This is a genomic window from Marinomonas foliarum (assembly GCF_003337275.1).
In the GTDB taxonomy this organism is placed as follows: Bacteria; Pseudomonadota; Gammaproteobacteria; order Pseudomonadales; family Marinomonadaceae; genus Marinomonas; species Marinomonas foliarum.
In genome coordinates this window covers 40,877-62,672 of sequence record NZ_QPJQ01000005.1, presented here as the reverse complement: position 1 = coordinate 62,672, position 21,796 = coordinate 40,877, and the positions used below count along the sequence as shown (strand labels likewise).

Annotated in this window: 21 protein-coding genes; 15 read left to right on the top strand and 6 right to left on the bottom strand. The window is 43.0% G+C overall.

Annotated elements, in window-relative coordinates; all coding sequences use genetic code 11:
• Positions 1–60: 60 nt before the first annotated feature.
• Positions 61–1,251, top strand: a complete 1,191-nt coding sequence (locus DFP77_RS03920; RefSeq protein ID WP_181858492.1) for a mechanosensitive ion channel family protein — start codon at positions 61–63, stop codon at positions 1,249–1,251.
• Positions 1,252–1,335: 84 nt separating this feature from the next.
• Here DFP77_RS03920 and DFP77_RS03915 read toward each other — a convergent pair whose 3' ends face one another.
• Together DFP77_RS03915 and rpe are read right to left on the bottom strand one after the other, a co-directional pair.
• Positions 1,336–2,022, bottom strand: a complete 687-nt coding sequence (locus DFP77_RS03915; RefSeq protein WP_258861061.1) for a phosphoglycolate phosphatase — start codon at positions 2,020–2,022, stop codon at positions 1,336–1,338.
• The gene (gene rpe / locus DFP77_RS03910) at positions 2,016–2,687 is read right to left on the bottom strand and encodes a ribulose-phosphate 3-epimerase (RefSeq protein ID WP_114410986.1); all 672 of its coding nucleotides are present in this window, start codon (positions 2,685–2,687) and stop codon (positions 2,016–2,018) included. Before rpe ends, DFP77_RS03915 begins: the two co-directional genes overlap by 7 nt.
• Before the next feature lie 90 nt (positions 2,688–2,777).
• Between rpe and DFP77_RS03905 the strand changes: the two genes are divergently transcribed.
• Positions 2,778–3,752 (top strand): DUF3530 family protein, encoded by a 975-nt coding sequence (locus tag DFP77_RS03905; protein WP_114410985.1) that lies wholly within the window; start codon positions 2,778–2,780, stop codon positions 3,750–3,752.
• A gap of 20 nt (positions 3,753–3,772) precedes the next feature.
• On the opposite strand, the gene djlA is transcribed toward DFP77_RS03905, so the two are convergent.
• On the bottom strand, positions 3,773–4,564 hold the full coding sequence (gene djlA / locus DFP77_RS03900; RefSeq protein WP_114410984.1) for a co-chaperone DjlA: 792 nt from the start codon (positions 4,562–4,564) through the stop codon (positions 3,773–3,775).
• A gap of 127 nt (positions 4,565–4,691) precedes the next feature.
• Here djlA and DFP77_RS03895 point away from each other — a divergent pair, with 127 nt between their 5' ends.
• Genes DFP77_RS03895 through DFP77_RS03860 form a run of 8 tightly spaced genes read left to right on the top strand, consistent with a single transcriptional unit; the run spans position 4,692 to position 12,652 of the window.
• Positions 4,692–6,944 (top strand): LPS-assembly protein LptD, encoded by a 2,253-nt coding sequence (locus DFP77_RS03895; protein WP_114410983.1) that lies wholly within the window; start codon positions 4,692–4,694, stop codon positions 6,942–6,944.
• 2 nt (positions 6,945–6,946) lie between these two features.
• Positions 6,947–8,194 (top strand): peptidylprolyl isomerase, encoded by a 1,248-nt coding sequence (locus DFP77_RS03890; RefSeq protein ID WP_114410982.1) that lies wholly within the window; start codon positions 6,947–6,949, stop codon positions 8,192–8,194.
• Positions 8,195–8,204: 10 nt separating this feature from the next.
• On the top strand, positions 8,205–9,224 hold the full coding sequence (pdxA, locus tag DFP77_RS03885; protein WP_114410981.1) for a 4-hydroxythreonine-4-phosphate dehydrogenase PdxA: 1,020 nt from the start codon (positions 8,205–8,207) through the stop codon (positions 9,222–9,224).
• Positions 9,221–10,021 (top strand): 16S rRNA (adenine(1518)-N(6)/adenine(1519)-N(6))-dimethyltransferase RsmA, encoded by an 801-nt coding sequence (rsmA, locus tag DFP77_RS03880; protein WP_114410980.1) that lies wholly within the window; start codon positions 9,221–9,223, stop codon positions 10,019–10,021. Before pdxA ends, rsmA begins: the two co-directional genes overlap by 4 nt.
• Entirely contained in the window at positions 10,022–10,396 is a 375-nt protein-coding gene (gene apaG, locus DFP77_RS03875; protein ID WP_114410979.1) for a Co2+/Mg2+ efflux facilitator ApaG/CorD, read from the top strand.
• Positions 10,397–10,403: 7 nt separating this feature from the next.
• On the top strand, positions 10,404–11,231 hold the full coding sequence (locus DFP77_RS03870) for a symmetrical bis(5'-nucleosyl)-tetraphosphatase (RefSeq protein ID WP_114410978.1): 828 nt from the start codon (positions 10,404–10,406) through the stop codon (positions 11,229–11,231).
• Positions 11,228–11,548, top strand: coding sequence for a thiosulfate sulfurtransferase GlpE (glpE, locus tag DFP77_RS03865; protein ID WP_114410977.1), 321 nt, complete (start codon positions 11,228–11,230; stop codon positions 11,546–11,548). The genes DFP77_RS03870 and glpE overlap by 4 nt, the downstream gene beginning before the upstream one ends.
• A 6-nt stretch (positions 11,549–11,554) precedes the next feature.
• Complete coding sequence (locus DFP77_RS03860) at positions 11,555–12,652, top strand: tRNA nucleotidyltransferase/poly(A) polymerase-related protein (RefSeq protein ID WP_114410976.1); 1,098 nt, start codon at positions 11,555–11,557, stop codon at positions 12,650–12,652.
• 14 nt (positions 12,653–12,666) lie between these two features.
• On the opposite strand, the gene folB is transcribed toward DFP77_RS03860, so the two are convergent.
• Positions 12,667–13,032, bottom strand: coding sequence for a dihydroneopterin aldolase (gene folB, locus DFP77_RS03855; protein ID WP_114410975.1), 366 nt, complete (start codon positions 13,030–13,032; stop codon positions 12,667–12,669).
• A gap of 4 nt (positions 13,033–13,036) precedes the next feature.
• Positions 13,037–14,071: a tRNA (adenosine(37)-N6)-threonylcarbamoyltransferase complex transferase subunit TsaD gene (gene tsaD, locus DFP77_RS03850; RefSeq protein WP_114411070.1), complete on the bottom strand. Its 1,035-nt coding sequence runs from the start codon at positions 14,069–14,071 to the stop codon at positions 13,037–13,039.
• Positions 14,072–14,490: 419 nt separating this feature from the next.
• On the opposite strand from tsaD, the gene rpsU reads away from it, so the two are divergent.
• The 5 genes from rpsU to DFP77_RS03825 all read left to right on the top strand — a co-directional run bounded on the left by rpsU (position 14,491) and on the right by DFP77_RS03825 (position 21,055).
• Positions 14,491–14,706 (top strand): 30S ribosomal protein S21, encoded by a 216-nt coding sequence (gene rpsU / locus DFP77_RS03845; RefSeq protein WP_009835737.1) that lies wholly within the window; start codon positions 14,491–14,493, stop codon positions 14,704–14,706.
• A 185-nt stretch (positions 14,707–14,891) separates the two neighbouring features.
• A complete protein-coding gene (locus tag DFP77_RS03840) occupies positions 14,892–15,338 on the top strand; it encodes a GatB/YqeY domain-containing protein (RefSeq protein WP_114410974.1) in 447 nt (148 codons plus the stop codon).
• Positions 15,339–15,342: 4 nt separating this feature from the next.
• Positions 15,343–17,346: a DNA primase gene (dnaG, locus tag DFP77_RS03835; RefSeq protein ID WP_114410973.1), complete on the top strand. Its 2,004-nt coding sequence runs from the start codon at positions 15,343–15,345 to the stop codon at positions 17,344–17,346.
• 115 nt (positions 17,347–17,461) lie between these two features.
• Positions 17,462–19,300 carry an RNA polymerase sigma factor RpoD gene (gene rpoD, locus DFP77_RS03830; protein WP_114410972.1) on the top strand — a complete coding sequence of 613 codons (1,839 nt, stop codon included), beginning with the start codon at positions 17,462–17,464 and terminating at the stop codon, positions 19,298–19,300.
• A 348-nt stretch (positions 19,301–19,648) separates the two neighbouring features.
• Positions 19,649–21,055 (top strand): PhoH family protein, encoded by a 1,407-nt coding sequence (locus DFP77_RS03825; RefSeq protein ID WP_114410971.1) that lies wholly within the window; start codon positions 19,649–19,651, stop codon positions 21,053–21,055.
• Positions 21,056–21,143: 88 nt separating this feature from the next.
• On the opposite strand, the gene DFP77_RS03820 is transcribed toward DFP77_RS03825, so the two are convergent.
• Positions 21,144–21,770: a bifunctional 4-hydroxy-2-oxoglutarate aldolase/2-dehydro-3-deoxy-phosphogluconate aldolase gene (locus DFP77_RS03820; RefSeq protein WP_114410970.1), complete on the bottom strand. Its 627-nt coding sequence runs from the start codon at positions 21,768–21,770 to the stop codon at positions 21,144–21,146.
• Positions 21,771–21,796: the final 26 nt, after the last annotated feature.

The following is a 21,796-nucleotide window of genomic DNA, read 5'->3' as shown; positions in this document are numbered from 1 at the left end:
CAACAGGCCTAACATTTAATCCAAGCCATTCACGAACATAAAAGATATAGAGTAATAAAAATGAACTGGGAAACAATGCAAGTATATTTAGGTCTTGGTGATACTAAGATGCACTGGATCGTTCGAGTCTTTTTAGTGGTACTAATCACTCTCACCATCAACTTTATTGCCACTCGCATTTTAATGCGCATAGATAAACAGCTAGAAAAGACCAAAACACCTTGGGACAACGTTTTAATTCACGCAGCACAAAAGCCAATCGGTGTATTCATATGGTTAGCAGGGTTAAGTGTCGCGGCAGAGATATCTGGTAAAGAGCTAGACCCTAACTTCATATCTTTCATTAAGGCGACCCGTGAAGTCGGCATTATTGCCCTACTAACTTGGTTCATTTTACGCTGCATCTCCGAAAGCGAGCGCACCTTAACAAGCTCGAATAAAATCGCTAACAAGGTTGATTACACAACCGCTAGCGCAATCAGCAAGCTCTTACGCGCAACCATCATTATTACTGCCGTGTTAGTAGCGCTACAGACTCTAGGTTACAGCATTTCTGGGGTATTAGCATTTGGCGGTGTTGGTGGTATTGCCGTAGGCTTTGCCGCAAAAGATTTACTGGCCAACTTCTTTGGCGGGTTAATGGTTTACTTAGATCGCCCCTTTGCTATTGGCGACTGGGTTCGCTCCCCTGACAAAAACATTGAAGGAACCGTAGAGCACATAGGCTGGCGCCAAACCCGTATTCGCACCTTTGATAAACGCCCTTTATATGTTCCTAATTCGACTTTTTCGTTAATTTCAGTCGAAAACCCATCTCGTATGTCTCATCGCCGTATCAACGAGACGATCGGTGTCCGCTATTGTGATTTTAGCCTTCTTTCAACTATCCTATCTGAGATAAAAGAGATGATTTCCAACCATGAAGATCTAGACACCAACGAAATCTATATGGTGAATTTCAACCAATTCGGCCCATCATCTCTAGACTTCTTCATTTACGCTTACACAAAAACCGTAGATTGGCGAACTTTTCATGACGTTAAACAGGATGTACTTTTCAAAGCCATGCAGATTATTGAATCACATGACGCTGAAGTTGCGTTTCCGACCCATACGGTTCATATGGCGAATGATAGTCAAATGACACTGTTGTCAGAGCAAACAAACTCACCTGAGCAAAATTCAGCAAAGCAGTCACAGAGAGAACAAGAATCAACAAAACAGTCTGCGAACAAGCAGAACTCAAAATAATCCATCAAGATACAAACTTAAGCACAAAAAAAGGGCCAAACTTAAAACAGTGTGGCCCCTTTATTTTTCTCACCAAAGATTAAATCAGACCAACAACTCGGCTAAATCATCAATGATCGCATCAGCTCCTAATCCAGCAAGATCAACACCTTGATGATAACCATAGGTCACCAAGGCGCACTTAAAGCCAGCATTATTTGCGGCCTTAAAATCTGTAATGGAATCCCCGATCATTAGGCAGTTTTCAGGCAAAGCCTCAATAGACTCACTGCAATGCAGTAAAGGCATAGCGGATGGCTTTTTCTCTTCTAAGGTGTCGCCCCCCAACAGCCAACCAAATTGCTCAGTGAGTTCGAAATGATCCAACATAGGCTTCACAAAAGCACTGGGCTTATTAGTAATTAAAGCCACTGGCACACCATTATGTTTAAGAGCCTTTAGCAAGGCTTTAACGTTTGGATACAGCTTCGTCCCATCTATCAAATGGGCATGATAGTGCGTTAGAAAAATACGATACGCCTCTTCCCGCTTAGCAGGATCAACTTGTGCCCACTCAAGAGCCTGCTCAATCAATTTGACCGAACCAAAGCCAACCCAACCTCGAACTCGCTCTTCACCTGCAAGCGGAGCTCCAAACTCAGCCAAAAAAGCATCTACCGCGCCAGCAATATCAGGAACGCTATCAACCAAGGTTCCATCAAGATCTAGACAAACCAGCTCAGGCCAACCTTCAAACCATTTTGAAAAATAGCTAGGTGTTTTCATTAACATACACTCGCTAATTCTTTGCGCATGGTATCAATAACAGCCTTGTAATCCTCTTTGCCAAAAATAGCCGAGCCCGCAACAAAAGTGTCCGCACCGGCTCGGGCTATCTCTGCAATATTCTTCTCACTAACGCCGCCATCTACTTCAAGACGAATGTCGTAGCCACTGGCGTCAATCAAAGCACGAGCTTCACGCAGCTTATCCAAAGTACCTGGAATAAAAGACTGCCCCCCAAACCCTGGGTTAACTGACATTAATAAAACCATATCAATCTTATCTAACACATGCTTTAAATAATGTAGAGGGGTTGCTGGATTAAAAACTAGACCGGCTTTGCAGCCACCATCTTTAATCATCTGCAATGAGCGATCAATGTGCTCACTGGCTTCTGGATGAAAAGTAATGATAGAAGCACCAGCTTCAATAAAATCACCGATCATTCGATCAACAGGCTTCACCATCAAATGAACATCAATTTCTGCGGTCACACCATGTTTTCTCAGAGCTTTACAGACCATAGGACCAATCGTTAAATTAGGAACATAATGATTATCCATCACATCAAAGTGTATGATATCGGCTCCGGCCTTCAATACATTGTCGACCTCTTCGCCTAATCGAGCGAAATCGGCAGAAAGGATAGAAGGGGCGATGATAAAATCATTCATATCTGACTCCAGCAGTGACACAATAAAGGTCTCATAATGAAAATGTAGACCGCATTTTAACAAGGCCTTTATAAGAAGTATTGAAAAACAATGAAGAAAATTAATGCCATACTCTACGTTATCATTGCACTTCTTTCCTTGAACACGCCTGTCCTATTGGCGGAAGAGCCACAAGTTTCAGGCGATAATGCTAATCCTGAACCCGCATCCCCACAAGCGGCAGACCAAGAATACATCCTTCCTAAACCACAAGCATCGCGAATAGAGCATTTAAAAAGCTCTTTGGCTTTAAGACAGTTAGACCACCAAATACAAACCTTGGAAGCAAATGGTGAGTCTTTTTTAACTCTATACAATCCATCGCTGACCCCCTCTACACAAGGCTGCGTCATTTTACTGCATTCGGACAATGAACACCCTGACTGGCCAGATGCTATTGCCCCATTGCGCAATGCGCTGCCAGAATATAGTTGGTGCACGCTGGCCATAGAAGTGCCGGATATCATAAAACGTGCAGCGCCTGTACAGATCATCTCAACAGACAATATAAATAATCAAGACTCATTAGAGCTACCAGACCAAGCCAATACCTTTGCAAGAATTGAAGCAGCTATGAATATGGCTAGGGCAGATGGTATCGAGCAATTTGTATTACTTGGCTACAAAACTGGTGCTAGTTACGCCCTTGCATTTTTAGCTAACAACCCAGAGTCAGGCGAAGCGTTAGTACTAGTCGATATTGAATCGCCTACCACAATGTCAGATTACGCTAACGCCCAGCAAATTCGCCAGATAGCTAAACCAACGCTGGACTATTACATAAACAACAATGGCAGTGAGCGGTTTGCTACTTGGCGAAAACAAGCTGCAAACCAAAGGACAGAAGGCGATATTGATTATATTCAACTAGACGCAATACCAGACAGAGTCACTGGCAAAAACAGCAAACAATTACTCATTCAGCGCGTACGTGGTTTTCTAAAACAAAATACCACCCAAATAACGCAGCAAAAGCGGCTTCCCAACATAAAAAAAGGGCTTTTTTATAAAAGCCCTGTTGATTGATATTAGATTCGCCTTACTTGCTATTTACGAGCATTTTTGACCATTTCATAGGCCGATTGAATTTCCTGAGTCCGCTCCTTTGCTAACTCTATCATTTCATCAGGAAGACCTTTAGCACTTAACTTGTCAGGATGATTCTTGCTCATTAAACGACGATAAGCCTTTTTAATATCAGCATCACTCATATCTGCGGTCACACCAAGAGCTTCATAGGCAGCCTTAAGCAAATCTTTTGACCCTGCACTATCCGCAGAAGATTGATAACCTTGTCGAAAATGAGCTTGTTGCTTAACCTGAATATGCAAAGCTTCAAATTCCGCAGCCGTTACACCAAGATGAGCACAAACCTGAGACACAAACGATTTTTCTTCAACACTAAAATGCCCATCAGCGTAAGCAGAGACTAACAGCACTTCTAACAATGTTCGCGTCAAGTCTCCTGGACCAACCACTTGCTTAAACGTATCTAAAACAACGGTCAAATCAAAATTAGCCGATTTACCTTCGTTAAACAGCTGCCTAGCTTGCTCTTGAGCAGCAGGCGATAATCGTAAACGCTGCATCACAGACTGCGCCAACTGAATCTCAGCTTCAGATACCTGACCATCTGATTTGGCCAGTCGCCCCATCAAAAGAAATAATGTTCGAAAAAAAGTTTCTTGCTGAAGGCGAACATTCGCGCCATTACGAATCGCACCGAAAGTACCTCCAGCCTGCGATTTATCAATAACTCCGCCGACAATAAAACCAAGCAACCCACCTAAAAAGCCTGCTAATATATAACCCAAAATTGCACAAACAATTTTCCACATAAAGATATTTCTCCAGAATCGGTAGCCCCTATAGGCCTGCTTAGATTATCATTTGTCTCAACACGTGGACCCGCTTATGGGCAGTATCCGATTTCGGACAATAACTATTGGTACAAGTATACCCTGCATGTTTAAGCATTTACGCACCTACACCTTATTTTTTCAAAGTCTTTTCATATTGCCTATTGCGCATGCGCAAGTAGATCAATGGGACTGGACACCCAGAGAATCCCTAACTGCCGAGCAACAAACTCAGCTCAATCAATATTGTCAGGGAAGCTACGTTAACAGCTGGCAAGCCACTAACAGCGAAACAACAAACTTAAGTGGTGATCTGATTGTTCGAGACAAGAATGGGGTAATTCACCTTAAAGGGGCGGCAGAGATCGTCCAACCCAATTCGACATTATCGGCCGATACGATTGAAGGCATCCCAGATGACTACTATCGCGCCGATGGCAATGTCACCTTACGTGGCAACAATCAATTAATACGCAGCTCCAACGCTTACATTTCAAATAACGGCAATGGAACAACCGAATTTAATGATGCGACCCTGCTTAACCACCAGTCAGGTACTCGTGTTGCAGCCAAATCGCTGTCGAACGACCAAGATGGAGTAGTCTTCATTGAAGAGGGCTTCTTTACTACTTGCGAGCCAACCCAAGAGAGCTGGAAACTTTATGGAAGCTCAATTGAGTTAGACACCAAAAGTGGATTCGGAACGGCAAAGCATGTGCAAATACGCATCGCTGGCATACCGGTCTTTTACTTTCCATGGTTACGCTTTCCACTAGATGACACCCGTCAAACTGGCCTTCTATTTCCTGAATTTGGCTATTCTGGATCAGACGGTCTAAGTTTCTCAGCACCATTCTACTGGAATATTGCACCAAACTACGACGCTACCATTACACCTCAGTTCATTCAGAAAAAAGGGGAAGGCATAGACTTAGAGTTTCGTCATCTAAGTCCTTACGGACAAACGACATATGAACAGTCTACTTTCTCTGATAATGATGAAGGCGAGCAGACACTATTGAAATTAACCTCTAAACAAAAATTTAACGACCACTTCAATGCTGGCTTTTTATTAGAGGCAAACCCAACAGACAATAAATTCCCAGAAGCCAACAGCACTTCCATTGGCGAGAAAGACCATTATAAGCAGAGCGCATACTTTTCGGTGAACAACGGCAATTTTTTAAACAAAGCGACTTACTTAACCCACCAAACACCAAATAGCAGCACTGATAAACCATTTGATTGGCTGCCTCGTATTGATAGCTCTTACCAAATCGCCACTACCTTTCTCGATTATAAAATTGACACCCAATATACCGACTTCTATGACCCTGATGAAAATAATTTTGATGGGCAACGTATCGTAATCAATCAAGACTCAAAACTAAATTTCAAAAATGCTTGGGGGGACCTAACAACAGGTTTTATAGCTCAATATCGCGACTATAGCCTTCACCACTACGGTACAGATTCAAATAGCGAACAATCATTAGAGCACCTTAGTGGTTACTTAGATTCATCAGTCACCTTTGAGCGACGCTTAATGATAAAAGACAATGTCTGGAGACAAACTCTTGAACCAAGGATCAACTATTTAAATTCGCCATATAAAGAACAAAGTTTGGTTCCCAAATTTGATGCGAGTCTTCCCGTCACAACTTACTCACAAGCCTTTAGTCATAGCCGTTTTAATGGTAATGACCGCATCGGCGATACAGAGCAGATAACCTTTGGCTTAGAAAGTCGTATATATGACGAAAACAATAATGAAAAGTGGGCATTTAAAGCAGGGCAGATCTTTTATTTGAAAGATCGCTATGTTGGTATTATTGGCGATACTGACGAGTACACTCCCATAGATACAAACAAGCGCAGTGATTTGCTGACCTCTGCCAATTATAATGGGAATAACTATACACTCACAGGTAATTTGAATTACAACATTGATCACGACGAGGTAAACTTAGCGCAATTTATTGCCAATATAGAGCCTATAAAAGATGTCAAAATTAATCTAAGTTATTTGTATTCAATTAATAACACAGACCCAGATGATGACGCCAAACAAGCCAGTATTGGAACGATATTTCCACTTAACCAAAACTGGTCTATGTACACTCAATACACCTATGATTTCACCCGAGAAGACTCAACTAAGGAAATCGTAGGTTTAGGCTATGAAAACTGCTGTATCAAAGTATCGCTTAGCTATCAAGATTGGCTAAATGATGACAATGTATTTGATAGAGGTGTCTTTTTACAATTTATTTTACGTGGTTTAAGCACTGCCGGCCGAGCAAACAGCGAAGCCAATATTGCTGATAACTATTGGAACCAAGGAAACGTTGGATATTAATCATGAAGTTGTCTTTTTTATCTTTTATTCTGTTTGCATTATTACCCTTGCAATCACTACACGCAGCACCAACAAAAATCGATGGTATTTCTGCCATTGTGGACTCGAGCCCTATTTTAGAGAGTGATATCCAAAGCCGCTTCCAAATCGTGAAAGAACGCGTTCCTGGCGGCATTATGACAGACAACATTCATCGTCAAATTCAAAACCAAATGATCGACGAAGCACTGCAGGTAAACTATGCACGCAAAGTCGGTATGAGAGCCTCCAGCTCCGATGTCGACAATGCCATTCTTGGTGTTGCCAAAAACATGAATCAGGACCTTCAAGGGCTGAAAAATGTACTTGCTAGCAAAGGAATTAACTACGCACGCTACCGAGAACAAATTGAGCAAGAGATTCTGATCAACAACATCAAAAGAGAAATAATCAAAAAGCGCATTGTGATTTCAGACCAAGAGATCAACGATTACTTAAGCTCTGACACCAGTATTACTAAAGAAAAAGACCAAGTTCATTTGCGCCACTTACTGATTCGAGCGACCAACTCTGAGCAAGCGAAAAGCAAAGTAGAAGCCATCGCACAAAAGATTCAAACTGAGGATGACTTTATTCAACAAGCGATTGAAAACTCAGATGGGCAATTCGCTATTGAAGGCGGTGATTTAGGCTGGAGACCATTAAATCAGCTTCCACCGCTGTTCGTACGAGCCCTTGACTCACAAAGTGGTCGACTTGTTGGCCCGTTACAAAGCAACGCAGGCTTTCACCTCTTGTGGGTAATTGAAAAGCGCTCTCCTGATGTGACATTGCAACAACAAACAAAAACTCGACATATTCTTATTAGAGCTAATGAAATCAGAAACATAGCACAAACTAAAACGGTCGCTGAAGAAATTTACACCAAGCTACAAAATGGCGCTGATTTCTCTGAACTAGCCAAGGAATACAGTGAAGACCAAGGCTCGACCTTACAAGGTGGAGACCTAGGCTGGGTCACACCAGGCACTATGGTCGCAGAATTCGAAGAGATGATGGACCAAACAGCCATCGGAGATGTGAGCAAGCCTTTTAGAACACAATTCGGTTGGCATATCCTTCAAGTTGAAGGTCGCCGTGAAGCAGATATTAGCGATAAAGTTAAACGCAGCAATGCAGAACGCGCCCTAACAGCACAAAAGCAAGATATTGTGTTAGGCAATTGGCTTGATGAATTACGCGCCGATGCCTTTATAGATATTAAAGATTAAGGGTCACCTAATGCCTAACGATCTGCTTGAGTCATTGCCTGTTATTGCCATCACGTCAGGGGAGCCTGCAGGCATTGGTCCGGATATTATCCTTAGTGCACTAAGCGAACAGGCATTCCCTGCGCGCTTAGTGATTCTTGCCGATCCAGAATTGCTTAAAGACAGAGCCCAAAAACTTGGGATCTGTGTGGAAATCCACACTTTAAGCAACCCTAAAGACACCCCACCTCATCGGCAAGGCCTTATTAGCGTACTGCCAATAAAGCAAGCAAAGCCCACTACAGCGGGCATATTAGACGTCGACAACTCGCCCTATGTGTTAGAAACACTTAAGCAAGCTGGTGAAGGTTGCATACGAAAAGAGTTCGATGCCATTGTCACGCCACCTGTTCACAAGGGCGTTTTATGTGAGACTGGGATACACTTCTCTGGACATACTGAGTTTTTTCAAGCCCAGTGCCAGTCCCCTCATGTTGTTATGATGCTAGCAACCGAAGCGATGAAAGTGGCTTTAGTTACCACTCATTTACCGCTGAAAGATATACCAGCTGCGATCACAAAAGACAGTATTAGCCTTGTTACCAGAGCACTTAATCAAGATTTAATAGAAAAGTTTGGCATCAAAAAACCCAAGATACTCGTTTGCGGGCTAAACCCACATGCTGGCGAAGACGGTCATTTGGGCAGAGAAGAAATCGACGTCATTATCCCAACACTCAATAAACTCCGCCTAGAAGGACTCAATCTCATTGGTCCTTTGCCAGCAGACACACTTTTCACCCCAAAATACCTAAATGATGCCGACTGTGCTTTGGCCATGTATCACGATCAAGGCTTACCTGTGTTAAAATATTCAGGTTTTGGTAATGCCGTCAATATTACATTAGGCTTACCTATTATTCGGACATCTGTAGACCACGGCACGGCGATTGATTTAGCCGGCACAGGCAAAGCAAGCAACGGCAGCCTAAAAGTGGCCATTCAACATGCTATTAACATGGCAAATAACGCGAAAAAGTTTTCTAAATGAGCAAACCACAACCCCATAAAGCCAGAAAAAGATTCGGCCAAAATTTTCTTCACGATCATGGTGTCATCCGAAAAATTGTCGCCTGTATAGGCCCTAAAAAAGGACAGCGCATCGTAGAGATAGGACCCGGTAAAGGGGCCCTAACGGAAGGAATTATCAGCGTCACTGAGCGCATGGACGTGGTTGAGCTTGACCGTGATCTTATTCCTATACTAAGAGTAAACCTGTTCCGCTACCCTGACCTTACGGTACATGAAGCCGATGCGATGAAGTTTGACTTCACCTCCCTAAGAACAGAAGAACAAGCCATTCGAGTTGTTGGTAATTTGCCTTACAATATTTCAACGCCTCTAATATTCCATTTACTAAGCCAAGCTAGCGCTATTGAAGACATGCACTTCATGCTACAAAAAGAAGTAGTAGACCGATTGGCCGCACGTCCAGGTGACAGCTTATATGGACGACTCAGTGTCATGGCGCAATATTACTGCGCTGTTGAATCACTTTTTATTGTTGGACCCGAGTCTTTCGACCCTGCACCTAAAGTCGATTCAGCCATTGTTAGAATGACGCCTTACAAAACACCACCTCACCCTGTCAACGATATTAAGAAGCTAGAAGACATGGTTCGAATTGGCTTCCAACAACGACGTAAGACCCTTCGAAACAACTATAAAGGGGTACTGGACAATGATGATTTTGCGGCAGTAAACATCGATCCAACACTGCGCCCAGAACGATTGGATGTAGAAGATTTTGTTAGAATTACAAACTACGTCCTTAACAAGGAAGGCTGAATGGAAAAATATGACGTCGTGGTTTCTGTTCGAACAGAATATATAGCAAGCCAATCTACACCAGCTGAGTCACGCTATGTATTTGCTTACCATATATCCATTACTAACTGTGGAACCGAGTCTGCAAAACTTCAGACTCGCCACTGGGTCATCACCAATGGCAACGAACAAGTTCAAGAGGTTAAAGGCAGCGGTGTCATAGGCGAATACCCCTATTTACAGCCTGGGGAATCTTTCCATTACACAAGCGGCACAGTGATGGACACAGTGGTTGGTAGTATGCATGGCAGCTACCAATTTCTTGCAGATGATGGCACAGAATTTCGTGCCCCAGTTCGCCCGTTCACCCTGTCTGTTCCTAACCAAATTCACTGAGGCCCCTATGGCAACGTATGTAATTGGGGACTTGCAAGGTTGTCTGACCCCATTAGTGCAGTTATTAGAACAAATTGGTTACTCCCCTGAGCAAGACAAACTGTGGTTTGCGGGAGACTTAATTAACCGTGGACACGAATCACTTGAAACACTACGGTTTATTAAATCATTAGGCGATAACGCCACTGTTGTTTTAGGCAATCATGATTTACATTTGCTTGCCATTTCGTTTGGTCATGGCAAATTAAAGCGTGGCGACACACTAATGGAAATACTAACAGCTAGAGATAGAGATGAATTAATAGATTGGCTACGCAGCCAACCTTTATGCCATTACGACGCAAAACTCAACACTATTATGACCCACGCAGGTATCCCCCCTTGCTGGGATTTGTCAGAAACACTTACATTAGCCAAAGAAGTTGAAAACAAGCTTCAGTCAGACAGTGTTGATGAATATTTTGCGACCATGTATGGTAATACACCTGATTTATGGGACGATAAATTAACTGGATTAGATCGTCTTCGAGCTATTACCAACTATCTCACTCGGATGCGCTTTTGCGACGAAAATAGCAAGCTCGACTTAAAATCTAAAGAAGGCGTAGACACTGCCTCCAAAGGCTATGCCCCATGGTTCAACTACCCAACAAAATTACCTGAAGGTTGTCATATTGTATTTGGGCATTGGGCTGCAATAGAAGGGGAAACCCAGAAAAGCCATATCCATGCTTTAGACACTGGCTGCGTCTGGGGCGGAAGTTTAACAGCTTTACGTCTTGAAGATATGCAACGCTTTAGCACACCTTGTACCATCAACCGGAAGAAATCATGACTTACACTTGTATCGATATTTCAGACGCCCTCCCAATAATTGAAAACAATGCAGCTATCGTAGATATCCGTGATACGGCTAGCTTCCAAACAAGCCGTATCGCAAATGCAAAAAGTCTAAGCAATGACAACGTACAAGACTTCATCGACAATACGGACAAAACACAACCCGTTATTGTGTGCTGCTACCATGGCAACAGCAGTAAAGGTGCAGCGGAATACCTAGCATCTCAGGGATTTAAAGAAGTTTACTCATTGAATGGTGGCTTTAGTCAATGGAGCGCCATGTTTCCAGATCAATGTGAATCAGGCAATTAACCGATAATGCCACAACCCTATCAAGTTTATCTCGTTGGTGGCGCCGTTCGCGACGCCTTATTAGAATTACCCGTAACCGACCACGATTGGGTCGTCACAGGTGCCATTCCAGAGCAACTTGAACAACAAGGTTTCCAGCAAGTTGGCAAACAGTTTCCTGTTTTTCTACACCCAAAGAATAAAGAAGAGTATGCCCTTGCCCGCAAAGAAAAAAAACAAGGTGAAGGCTATACAGGATTCATCTGTGATTTTTCGCCTGACATCAGCCTAGAAGAAGATTTAGAGCGCCGAGATCTGACTATCAACGCCATTGCACAAGATAAAAACGGCACACTAATAGATCCATTTAATGGGCAAAAAGACTTACATGATAGAGTATTTCGTCATGTATCAAATGCCTTCATCGAGGACCCGCTAAGAGTATTAAGAGTCGCTCGATTTGCCGCTCGCTTTCATCACTTTGGCTTTTCTATCGCCCCAGAAACCATGCGGTTAATGCAAGCTATAAGCGCATCTGGGGAGCTTTCCTCTTTAAGTGCTGAACGCATTTGGAAAGAACTGGAAAAAGCGCTAAATACTCAGAACTCTAATGCCTTTTTTTCAGTATTAAAAGAAGCAAACGCACTTGAAAAGCTTTTTTCTGAGTTCATTTGGGAAGACAGTCAATCTCTTGTCGATATATTAAGCAAAATAGAGCTTACTCCCGCTCAGCGCTGGGCCATTCTTTGCAAAGACACACCTTTGGCAGAGTTAGCTCAACTGCATCAGCATATTCGCTGCCCTAACCAGTTTAAGGTACTCGCAGAGCAAACTCGTTCTTTTTTAGAAAATCAACGTATACCTATGGACTCTGTCGCATGGGAAAACTGGTTAATTTCGGTTAACGCAATAAAAAAACCTCAACCATTTGTCTTACTAATTGAGGTTCTGAGCCTATTAACCAATAGCAAGCTAGAAGACTGGCAATTGCTACGCAACACTATTGCTGCAATTAATGCAGCGGGTCTAATTAAGCAAGGCCTAGTTGGTGCCGAGCTTGGACAAGCACTTAAAAAAATACGTGCTGATGCGCTCGATAAAACCCTATCACCATTTATCAGCTAAAACTTAACAACTAACTAATAAGTTACAGCGGACTTCCGGTGAATCTTCACACCAACGGCCTGTGCTGCTGGGACGGCACCAGGCTTACGCAAAGTTAACGTGACAGCATTTAACTTGAACTGCCCGATCAGTTCACCTACCAAATGCTCTGCCAAGGTTTCAATCAATTCAAATTGACGCTCTGCACAGAAAGTTAAAATGTAATTAGAAATGGCCTCGTAATCTAACGTCTTAGCCAAATCGTCCGTTTCGGCAGGAACACGATTGTCATGCTCCATTTCCAAATCAAACACCAAATCTTGTTGAATCTTTTTTTCCCAATCATAAACACCTATGACAGCCTGAGCTTTAAGGCCTTCAATAAACACTAAATCTTGCATATTCTCATCCCTTTAAAGATGGCAATTCAGACAAAGGCCAGCGGGCACGTATCGATAAACTCAATTCCGAAGATTGACCATTTACTAAACGCTGCGCACCTGCATAAGCGATCATAGCACCATTATCGGTACAAAATTCTGGTCGCGCATAGAACACACTGGCCTTAATTTTTTTCAACTGGCTTTCAAGCTGTTCACGTAAGCGCTGATTTGCACTTACGCCACCGGCAATAATTAGTTGTTTCAGCCCTTCCGCTTCCAAAGCTCGACGACATTTAATTACCAAGGTATCAACCACTGCAGTTTCAAACGCTAATGCGGCATCCGCTTTAAACTGCTCATCACAACGATCGTTATCCAATGCATCATGAACGGCCGTCAAAAACGCCGTTTTCAAACCACTAAAACTAAAATCCAAGCCTGGGCGATCAGTCATAGGGCGAGGGAATTTCAACCCTGACTTTGGATCACCCTTTTTTGCCAAGGCAGCTATCTGTGGGCCACCGGGGTAAGGTAAACCTATCATTTTTGCCGCTTTATCAAAGGCCTCACCAGCGGCATCATCAAGTGATTGACCTAATAAACGATATTCACCAATACCATCCACTCGAACCAATTGAGTGTGCCCACCAGAAACCAGTAAAGCAATAAACGGCATCGCTGGTTGAGACTCTTCTAACATAGGCGCTAAAAGATGACCTTCCATGTGATGCACACCCAAAGCAGGAATACCTAACGCATACGCTAAAGAGCGACCAATTGTGGCGCCAGCCATCAAAGCACCAACCAAACCTGGGCCACTGGTATAAGCAATCGCATCCAATTCTGACTTTTTCATTCCCGCTTCTTGTAATACTTCATCAATAAGAGGCAAGGTCTTACGAACATGATCACGAGACGCTAATTCAGGCACCACACCACCGTACTCAGCATGCTGCGCTATTTGAGAATAAATCTTGTGGGCCAACAAGCCATTTTCAGTATCGTAAATCGCAATACCTGTCTCGTCACAAGAGGTTTCTAATCCCAATACTTTCATTAGAATAATCTCATCAATAATTTGAGCGCATTGTACCCTATCTATCTCGACCATTGCAGAGCAAAGAGCGACTTCCTTAGCAAACTACCCAAATGAAATTAGACATGTCAAAGTAAAAGCATTATAATGCGCGCGTTTTAAATGTTTAAATTAAAAGGCAGGTGATTTTTCTAGTTTGGCACATAGCTTCTGATGTAAGCGCAATGGCGATCCAAACACCCTCTTAAAGAATGAATACAGTTACAGACGCGACAATAGTCTGTTCAGGGTTGGGCTTTTTTAGCCTAGAAAAATCGATCCATAGCGGATCACACTCTGTTCAACAAAAGCGCGCTTTGAAAGCCCAATAAATACGGGTATGATTCACGCCGTTTTTGTGAATACTTAAACTTTAAAAAAATATTATTGAAGGTAATAACATGCCAGCTGTAAAAGTAAAAGATAACGAACCATTTGATATCGCTCTACGTCGCTTCAAACGCTCTTGTGAAAAAGCAGGTGTTTTGGCTGAAGTTCGTCGTCGTGAATGCTACGAAAAACCAACTACTCTTCGCAAACGCGCTGCAGCCGCTGCTGTTAAACGTCACGCTAAGAAAGTTTCTCGCGAGCAGAAGAAATTCCAACGTTTGTACTAGGCCAATCTGCCGTTTGGCAATTTGCTAAAGAACAAAGGTTTGCCTAGACGTTTCTAACATTTAGGCTTATAAAAAACGGCTAGTTATGCAACTAGCCGTTTTTTTTGTTTCCAAAGAGACCCTTGCATGACACCGCGAGCAACCGTCTCAATAAATTAAAGCACCATGAATTTAAAGAGGATCCCATGTCAGAATTAAAAAAACACATCTCAGACACCCTAAAAACAGCGATGCGCGCCAAAGAAAAACAGCGTGTAACCGTAATTCGAACCATCCTAGCTGAATGTAAAAAAATTGAAGTCGATGAACGCATTGAGCTAGATGATGCGCGCGTATTGGCCGTATTAGATAAAATGAACAAGCAGCGCAAAGACTCCTACCAACAGTTCATTGACGGTGGTCGCGAAGATCTAGCTGTAGTCGAAAAAGAAGAGATGGAAATCATTAGCGAATTTTTACCAACGCCATTGACTGATGAAGAAGTCGGTGAGATTGTTAAAGCTGCAATCGCAGAAACGGGTGCCAGCTCCATGCAACAAATGGGCGCGGTTATGGCCATCGTAAAACCTCAAGTACAAGGCCGTGCCGACATGGCGCAGATCAGCAAACAAGTAAAAGCACAACTAGGCTAATATAATGGCGGGACGCATTCCTGATCAGTTTATAGATGAGCTACTCGCTCGAACCGACTTAACCGACGTGGTTGCGTCTCGTATTAGCTTAAAAAAAACTGGGCAAAATTACAGTGCCCTCTGCCCCTTTCATAATGAAAAAAGCCCTTCTTTTAGCTTAAACCCCAACAAGCAATTTTATTACTGCTTTGGCTGTGGCGCCGGCGGTAACGCCATTTCATTTGTGATGGAACACGATCATGTGGACTTTGTCGATGCGATAGAAACCCTCGCCAAAGACGCTGGTATGGAAGTTCCGAGAGAACAAGGCGCACCAGATAGATATGAGCAAAACGCAGAGCTACTTAAACGCCTTTCTGAAAGCTCACAGTTTTATCAGCAACAATTAACTCAGCACCCTGACAAGAAAAAGGCCACCGACTATTTATCAAAAGACCGAGGACTCTCAGGCCAAATCGCCAAAGTATTTGGATTAGGGTACGCACCACCGGGATGGGACAACCTCCTTAAAAAAGTCGGCACCCGCGCTGAAAGCCAAGAACAACTATTTTTGGGCGGCATGCTAATCGAGAAAAAGGATCAGCCTGGCCATTACTATGATCGATTTCGGGACCGCATCATTTTCCCTATACGCGACTCACGAGGTCGAGTGATCGCTTTTGGTGGACGCGCATTTGGCGACGAAAAACCCAAATACCTAAACTCTCCAGAAACACCCGTTTTTCAAAAAAGCCAAGAACTTTACGGTTTGTTTGAAGCAAAGCAAAACACACCTGTACTAGACCAAATTATTGTGGTCGAAGGCTATATGGATGTCATCGTTCTAGCCCAACACGGCATTACCAATGCAGTCGCCACACTAGGCACATCTGTCAACAGCCAACACATACGCAAACTGTTTAAACTGGTCAGCAAAGTTGTACTTTGCTTTGACGGCGATAAAGCGGGTCGTGCCGCAGCGATTCGCGGTTTAGAAGCCTCCCTTCCAGTGATGCAAGATGAAAAACAAGTACGATTTTTATTCTTACCTGAAGGTGAAGATCCCGATTCGCTTGTCAGAAAGGAGGGCAAAGAAGCCTTCAACCACCGCCTAGAAGACGCATCCTCTCTTTCTCATGTTCTATTTGATCACGCCCGAAATCAGGTAACCCTTGGCGACGAAGAAGGCGAAGCACAATTTGCCCGCAACGCCATGGAAATGATTAGAGATATCCCGAAAGAGCTAACCTTTCGCTCAGTATTGATTCGCCAATTAAGTGATCAATCTGGCATCGACAGCGAAACATTGAGCAATACTGTTTTTAAAGCTCGACGCCAGTATACCGCCGCACCAGAAGCTCATGAGACTACGCAACAGAGTCATACGCCGCCAACTCAAAGCTACAATGAAGATCTCCCTGATTTAAGCCATTACGACTATGAGCCACCTCATAGTGGGTATGATGACTACCACCACGTGGATCACCCCACGCCACCAGCTCAATCAAATCCTAAAGGCTCGTTCAAAAAACCATTTAGTAAAAAGCCTTTTTCCAAAGGTAAGTTTTATAATGATGAGCCCGCATTACCGCCAGCAGCACCTAGTTTAAGTCAAATTAAACAAGCTACTCTGTGCCTTTTGTTGCACCCGCACATTGCCAAAGAAATTGATGTACCAGACCCCTTAATCAACCAAGCAAACGAAGAGTTACAAGTTTTTTGTAAAATTTGGCGTTTTTTCACTAAACATCCAACAAAAAACACCGGAAATCTTTTGGGTGAAATGACAGATTCATTCGCTATTTCTTCTATTTACGCACTATTAAACCACAAAGATGCCACTACAAAGCAAAAAATAACCAACGCAAAGCAAGAAGTGCTTGATATGATCCTTGCACTGGAAAAAAATCTTGGATTAAATAGCAGCATTGCACGGTTGAAAAATAGGGGGAATGAATCCATAAAGGATATTAACAGTCAGCAAGAACTGCGAAATTTGATGGATCTGATTAGGCAAAAAAAATCTTAAAGGTTGCTTACTTTTCATTCAAAAAAAGAAGGATTTGGTGGATAAAAGTGATTGATTTTGTTATAATCCGCGGCTTGCTAAACTCCCAAATGAATTTCTAACGATAGGTTGTCGAATGCCAGACACTCAACAGTCACGTCTCAAAGAGCTGATCTCCAAGGGTAAAGAACAAGGTTACCTAACTTTCTCAGAAGTTAACGACCACCTACCTGATGACCTTTCAGACCCGGAGCAAGTAGAAGAAATTATTGCCATGATCAACGACATGGGCATTACGGTTTCTGAAGTTGCTCCCGATAAAGATAACCTTCTTATGGAAGAAGGTGACGCTACAGACGAAGCAGCAGCTGAAGAAGCTGCGGCAGCGTTAGCGGCAGTAGAAGGTGATATCACCAGAACAACCGACCCAGTGCGTATGTATATGCGTGAAATGGGCACCGTTGAGCTATTGACACGCGCAGGCGAAATAGCCATTGCAAAGCGTATCGAAGAAGGTACCCGCGAAGTCATGGCGGCTATCTCTTACTTCCCTGGTGCGGTAGACGTACTACTAGATGCTTACACAAAAGTACAGGAAGAAGAAGGCCGTCTAAGCGATATATTCAGCGGCTTTATTGACGGTGATGGTGAAGAGCCTGTTTTCGAGGAAGTCGTAACGGAAGAACCTGCGGTCGAAGAGGATTCGGTTGACACTGATGACGATGATGACGATTCCGAAGACAGCGAAGAAGAAACCGATAACGGTCCTGATCCTGAAGAAACAGCACTGCGCTTCAATGATATTTCACGCATTTACGAAGAGCTAAAAGTCTTGCTAGAAAATAGCAATAGACAAGATCCAGCGGTAAAGAGCAAGCAAGAAGAATTAAGCATCAGCTTTGCTCCTATCAAGCTTGTACCTAAGCTGTTTGATGATTTAATTGATCGTGTTCGTTCGCGTATGGAAAAAGTACGCGACCAAGAACGCTTAATCATGCAAGTGTGTGTCCGTAAAGCAGGTATGCCAAGAACAGAATTCTTGAAACGCTTCCCAAGCAATGAAACCAATCCAGATTGGCTTAAAGAACAAATTGCAACGGGTGCAGATTACGCTGCCACTCTAGAAGAAAACGAAGCTGAGTTTATGCGCAGCCAACGCAAACTTCGCGCAGTGACTAAAGAAACAGGGTTAACTATTGCCGAGCTAAAAGAAATTAACCGTCGCATTTCTATTGGCGAGACTCGTGCTCGTCGTGCGAAAAAAGAAATGGTTGAAGCCAACTTACGCTTGGTTATCTCTATAGCGAAGAAATACACTAACCGCGGCCTACAATTCTTGGATTTGATCCAGGAAGGTAACATTGGCCTAATGAAAGCGGTTGATAAATTTGAATACCGTCGTGGTTATAAGTTCTCAACTTACGCTACATGGTGGATTCGTCAGGCAATCACTCGCTCAATTGCCGATCAGGCTCGTACCATCCGAATTCCTGTGCATATGATTGAAACGATTAATAAACTTAATCGCATCTCTCGTCAGATGCTTCAGGAAATGGGACGCGAAGCAACGCCAGAAGAATTGGCAGCTCGCATGGATATGCCAGAAGACAAAATTCGCAAAGTACTGAAGATTGCTAAAGAACCAATCTCAATGGAAACACCAATTGGTGATGATGAAGATTCTCACCTAGGCGATTTCATTGAAGACGATGGCGCTGAATCTCCTATTGATATAGCGACTATCGAGGGCTTGCGTGAATCCACAACAATGGTACTTGCTGGCTTAACTGCCCGCGAAGCCAAAGTTCTACGTATGCGCTTCGGAATTGACATGAACACTGACCACACCCTTGAAGAGGTCGGTAAGCAATTTGACGTTACTCGTGAACGTATTCGTCAAATCGAAGCAAAAGCATTACGTAAACTGCGTCACCCTAGCCGTTCAGAGCACCTAAGAAGCTTCTTGGACGAATGATACGATTGGCTATAAAAAAAACCGCTGCCATAAACAGCGGTTTTTTTATAACCAAAAAATGTAAAAAATACCAATTAGAACAAGCATACGCAACAAAACTGTCATACACTCTAATTAGAGTATGGATAAAGACAGTGAGGTTTAGCTTGCTACAAAACCATAATCCAGATCATAAAACACCCCCTACCTCACTGACAGATCACCACTCTAGTCAGACACCCCACACAACTCCAATATCCACCCCCTATAAAAGTTCAGCATCACAAAAAACGCTAAGCACCGATTGTTTTGTACGTTTAAACACACTTTCAAAAGAAAACTTCATGTTCATTACAGGAGTAATACTCTATGGAAAAAATATACGTTCTTGACACCAACGTGCTATTGCACGACCCCTTGGCAATTTATGCTTTCGCTGAACATAAAGTCGTCATCCCAATGACAGTTTTAGAAGAATTAGACGTAATTAAAGACAGAAGAGACAAAGACGTCAGCCGTGAGGCGCGAGTAGCCATCAACACGATAGATAAAATAGTCGGTGATGCTTCCCCTCGTGAATTACAAGCAGGCGTTCCAATCCGTGTCGTTAGTAACGATATAGACAAGGATCAAAATACGCGTACAGAAGGTTCTCTGGCGATCTACCCTGATCAGCAAATTACATTAACCGATAACATCCCTTTCCTAAATGGGAACCATGACCACGCAAATGATAATCGCATTATTAATGTTGGCTTAAGCTTACAAGCGACACACCCACGCTCCTCGGTTTGTTTGGTAACTAAAGACATTAATATGCGCATTAAAGCAAAAGGCTCCGGCCTAGAGCGAGTTGAAGATTACAGAAAAGATCGTGTTTTAGATGACTTAGATTTAATGACCAAAGGTTATATTCAATTTACAGGAAGCTTTTGGTCGACCATTGATAGTGTCAAAACTGAATCACACGGTCGCCATACGGTCCACGTGATAAATAAAAGCCGACTCCCCAACCTTTACATCAATATGTTCGTTATTGATGATGAGGACTTCATTGGCTTTGTGGTAAACCTCGATCAAGAGTTTGTCTATTTGCTTGATGTAAATAAACAACATTTGATGAATCAGAACTTTTGGGGGATTCACCCACGCAACCTAGAGCAAGCCATGGCGTTTTACTTACTACGCCACGACAACTCAGACTTAATGGTAATGACAGGCCCAGCAGGCTCCGGTAAGACCCTACTGGCTCTAGCTTATGGCCTGCAAGTTACCATGGAAGAAAAACGCTTTAACAAGATCATTGTGGCAAGATCAACACCGCCAATGGCTGAGGACATTGGCTTCCTACCAGGTACTGAAGAAGAAAAAATGGCACCCTGGTTAGCCGCTTTCGATGACAACCTAGAAATTCTTCATGGTGCTGACGAACACTCTTTTAGCAGCATCGACTACGTAAAACAAAAAGCCAATATTCAGTTCAAATCATTGAACTTTATGAGAGGGCGATCTTTCAATAACGCCTTAATTATTATTGACGAAGCTCAGGGATTAACACAATTCCAACTTAAATCTATCGTGACAAGGGTTGGTAGCAATTCAAAAATTATCGTCTTAGGCAATTTGGCACAGATAGACAACAAGTACATCACCCCTCTCACATCAGGTTTAACCTATTTGGTTGAAAAAACAAAATCTTTCAAATACTCAAGCATAATGCATGTCAATGGCATTGAACGCAGTCGACTTGCAGAATTTGCAGAAGAAAATCTCTAAGTAGAAAAAAGTGAAACAAAAAAAGGGAAATAGCATACATGCTATTTCCCTTTTTTAATTTACCCAATCAAAGAGCAAATTCTATTCACTACAGACTTACAGATTTTGCCAATTCTGTAATTTCGTCCCACTTACCAGCACGAACCAAATCGGTTGGAACAATCCACGAACCACCCACACAAAGCACATTTGGCAAGGCCAAATATTCACGAAAGTTATCAGCACCAATCCCACCTGTTGGGCAGAATTTGATTTGTGGTAATGGACCGCCAAATGCTTTCAGCGCTTTAACACCACCATTCACTTCTGCCGGGAAAAACTTGAAGCGATCATAACCGTGCTCCATTCCCAGCAAAATATCAGAAATAGTCGCAACAGCAGGCAAGTAAGGCACATCGTACTCTTTACCAACAGCCAATAGGTCAGCTGTCATTCCTGGGCTGATAATAAATTGTGAGCCAGCTTCAATTGCTTGAATATATTGTGCACGAGAACAAACCGTTCCAGCTCCAACAATCGCATCAGGCACTTCCTTGCGAAGCGCTGTAATCGCTTCCAAGGCAGCAGGCGTGCGCAAAGTAACCTCTAAAACAGGCACTCCGCCAGCCACAAGCGCTTTACCTAAAGCAACAGCTTGCTCTACGTCATCAACAACAATAACAGGAACAACCGGAGTAGCAGTCATTACCTGCTCAGCAGTATAAGAAGTGATCATTGAGATTTTCCTTTTTTAAGACTTCT

Coding starts and splice junctions, on each gene's coding strand:
- tsaD (WP_114411070.1), bottom strand. CDS start 14,071: ATGAAAGTATTGGGATTAGAAACCTCTTGTGACGAGACAGGTATTGCG.
- DFP77_RS03840 (WP_114410974.1), top strand. CDS start 14,892: ATGTCAGAATTAAAAAAACACATCTCAGACACCCTAAAAACAGCGATG.
- DFP77_RS03825 (WP_114410971.1), top strand. CDS start 19,649: ATGGAAAAAATATACGTTCTTGACACCAACGTGCTATTGCACGACCCC.
- DFP77_RS03870 (WP_114410978.1), top strand. CDS start 10,404: ATGGCAACGTATGTAATTGGGGACTTGCAAGGTTGTCTGACCCCATTA.
- folB (WP_114410975.1), bottom strand. CDS start 13,032: ATGCAAGATTTAGTGTTTATTGAAGGCCTTAAAGCTCAGGCTGTCATA.
- DFP77_RS03890 (WP_114410982.1), top strand. CDS start 6,947: ATGAAGTTGTCTTTTTTATCTTTTATTCTGTTTGCATTATTACCCTTG.
- rpe (WP_114410986.1), bottom strand. CDS start 2,687: ATGAATGATTTTATCATCGCCCCTTCTATCCTTTCTGCCGATTTCGCT.
- djlA (WP_114410984.1), bottom strand. CDS start 4,564: ATGTGGAAAATTGTTTGTGCAATTTTGGGTTATATATTAGCAGGCTTT.
- DFP77_RS03920 (WP_181858492.1), top strand. CDS start 61: ATGAACTGGGAAACAATGCAAGTATATTTAGGTCTTGGTGATACTAAG.
- dnaG (WP_114410973.1), top strand. CDS start 15,343: ATGGCGGGACGCATTCCTGATCAGTTTATAGATGAGCTACTCGCTCGA.
- rpoD (WP_114410972.1), top strand. CDS start 17,462: ATGCCAGACACTCAACAGTCACGTCTCAAAGAGCTGATCTCCAAGGGT.
- rpsU (WP_009835737.1), top strand. CDS start 14,491: ATGCCAGCTGTAAAAGTAAAAGATAACGAACCATTTGATATCGCTCTA.
- DFP77_RS03860 (WP_114410976.1), top strand. CDS start 11,555: ATGCCACAACCCTATCAAGTTTATCTCGTTGGTGGCGCCGTTCGCGAC.
- pdxA (WP_114410981.1), top strand. CDS start 8,205: ATGCCTAACGATCTGCTTGAGTCATTGCCTGTTATTGCCATCACGTCA.
- DFP77_RS03820 (WP_114410970.1), bottom strand. CDS start 21,770: ATGATCACTTCTTATACTGCTGAGCAGGTAATGACTGCTACTCCGGTT.
- rsmA (WP_114410980.1), top strand. CDS start 9,221: ATGAGCAAACCACAACCCCATAAAGCCAGAAAAAGATTCGGCCAAAAT.
- glpE (WP_114410977.1), top strand. CDS start 11,228: ATGACTTACACTTGTATCGATATTTCAGACGCCCTCCCAATAATTGAA.
- DFP77_RS03915 (WP_258861061.1), bottom strand. CDS start 2,022: ATGTTAATGAAAACACCTAGCTATTTTTCAAAATGGTTTGAAGGTTGG.
- DFP77_RS03905 (WP_114410985.1), top strand. CDS start 2,778: ATGAAGAAAATTAATGCCATACTCTACGTTATCATTGCACTTCTTTCC.
- DFP77_RS03895 (WP_114410983.1), top strand. CDS start 4,692: ATGTTTAAGCATTTACGCACCTACACCTTATTTTTTCAAAGTCTTTTC.
- apaG (WP_114410979.1), top strand. CDS start 10,022: ATGGAAAAATATGACGTCGTGGTTTCTGTTCGAACAGAATATATAGCA.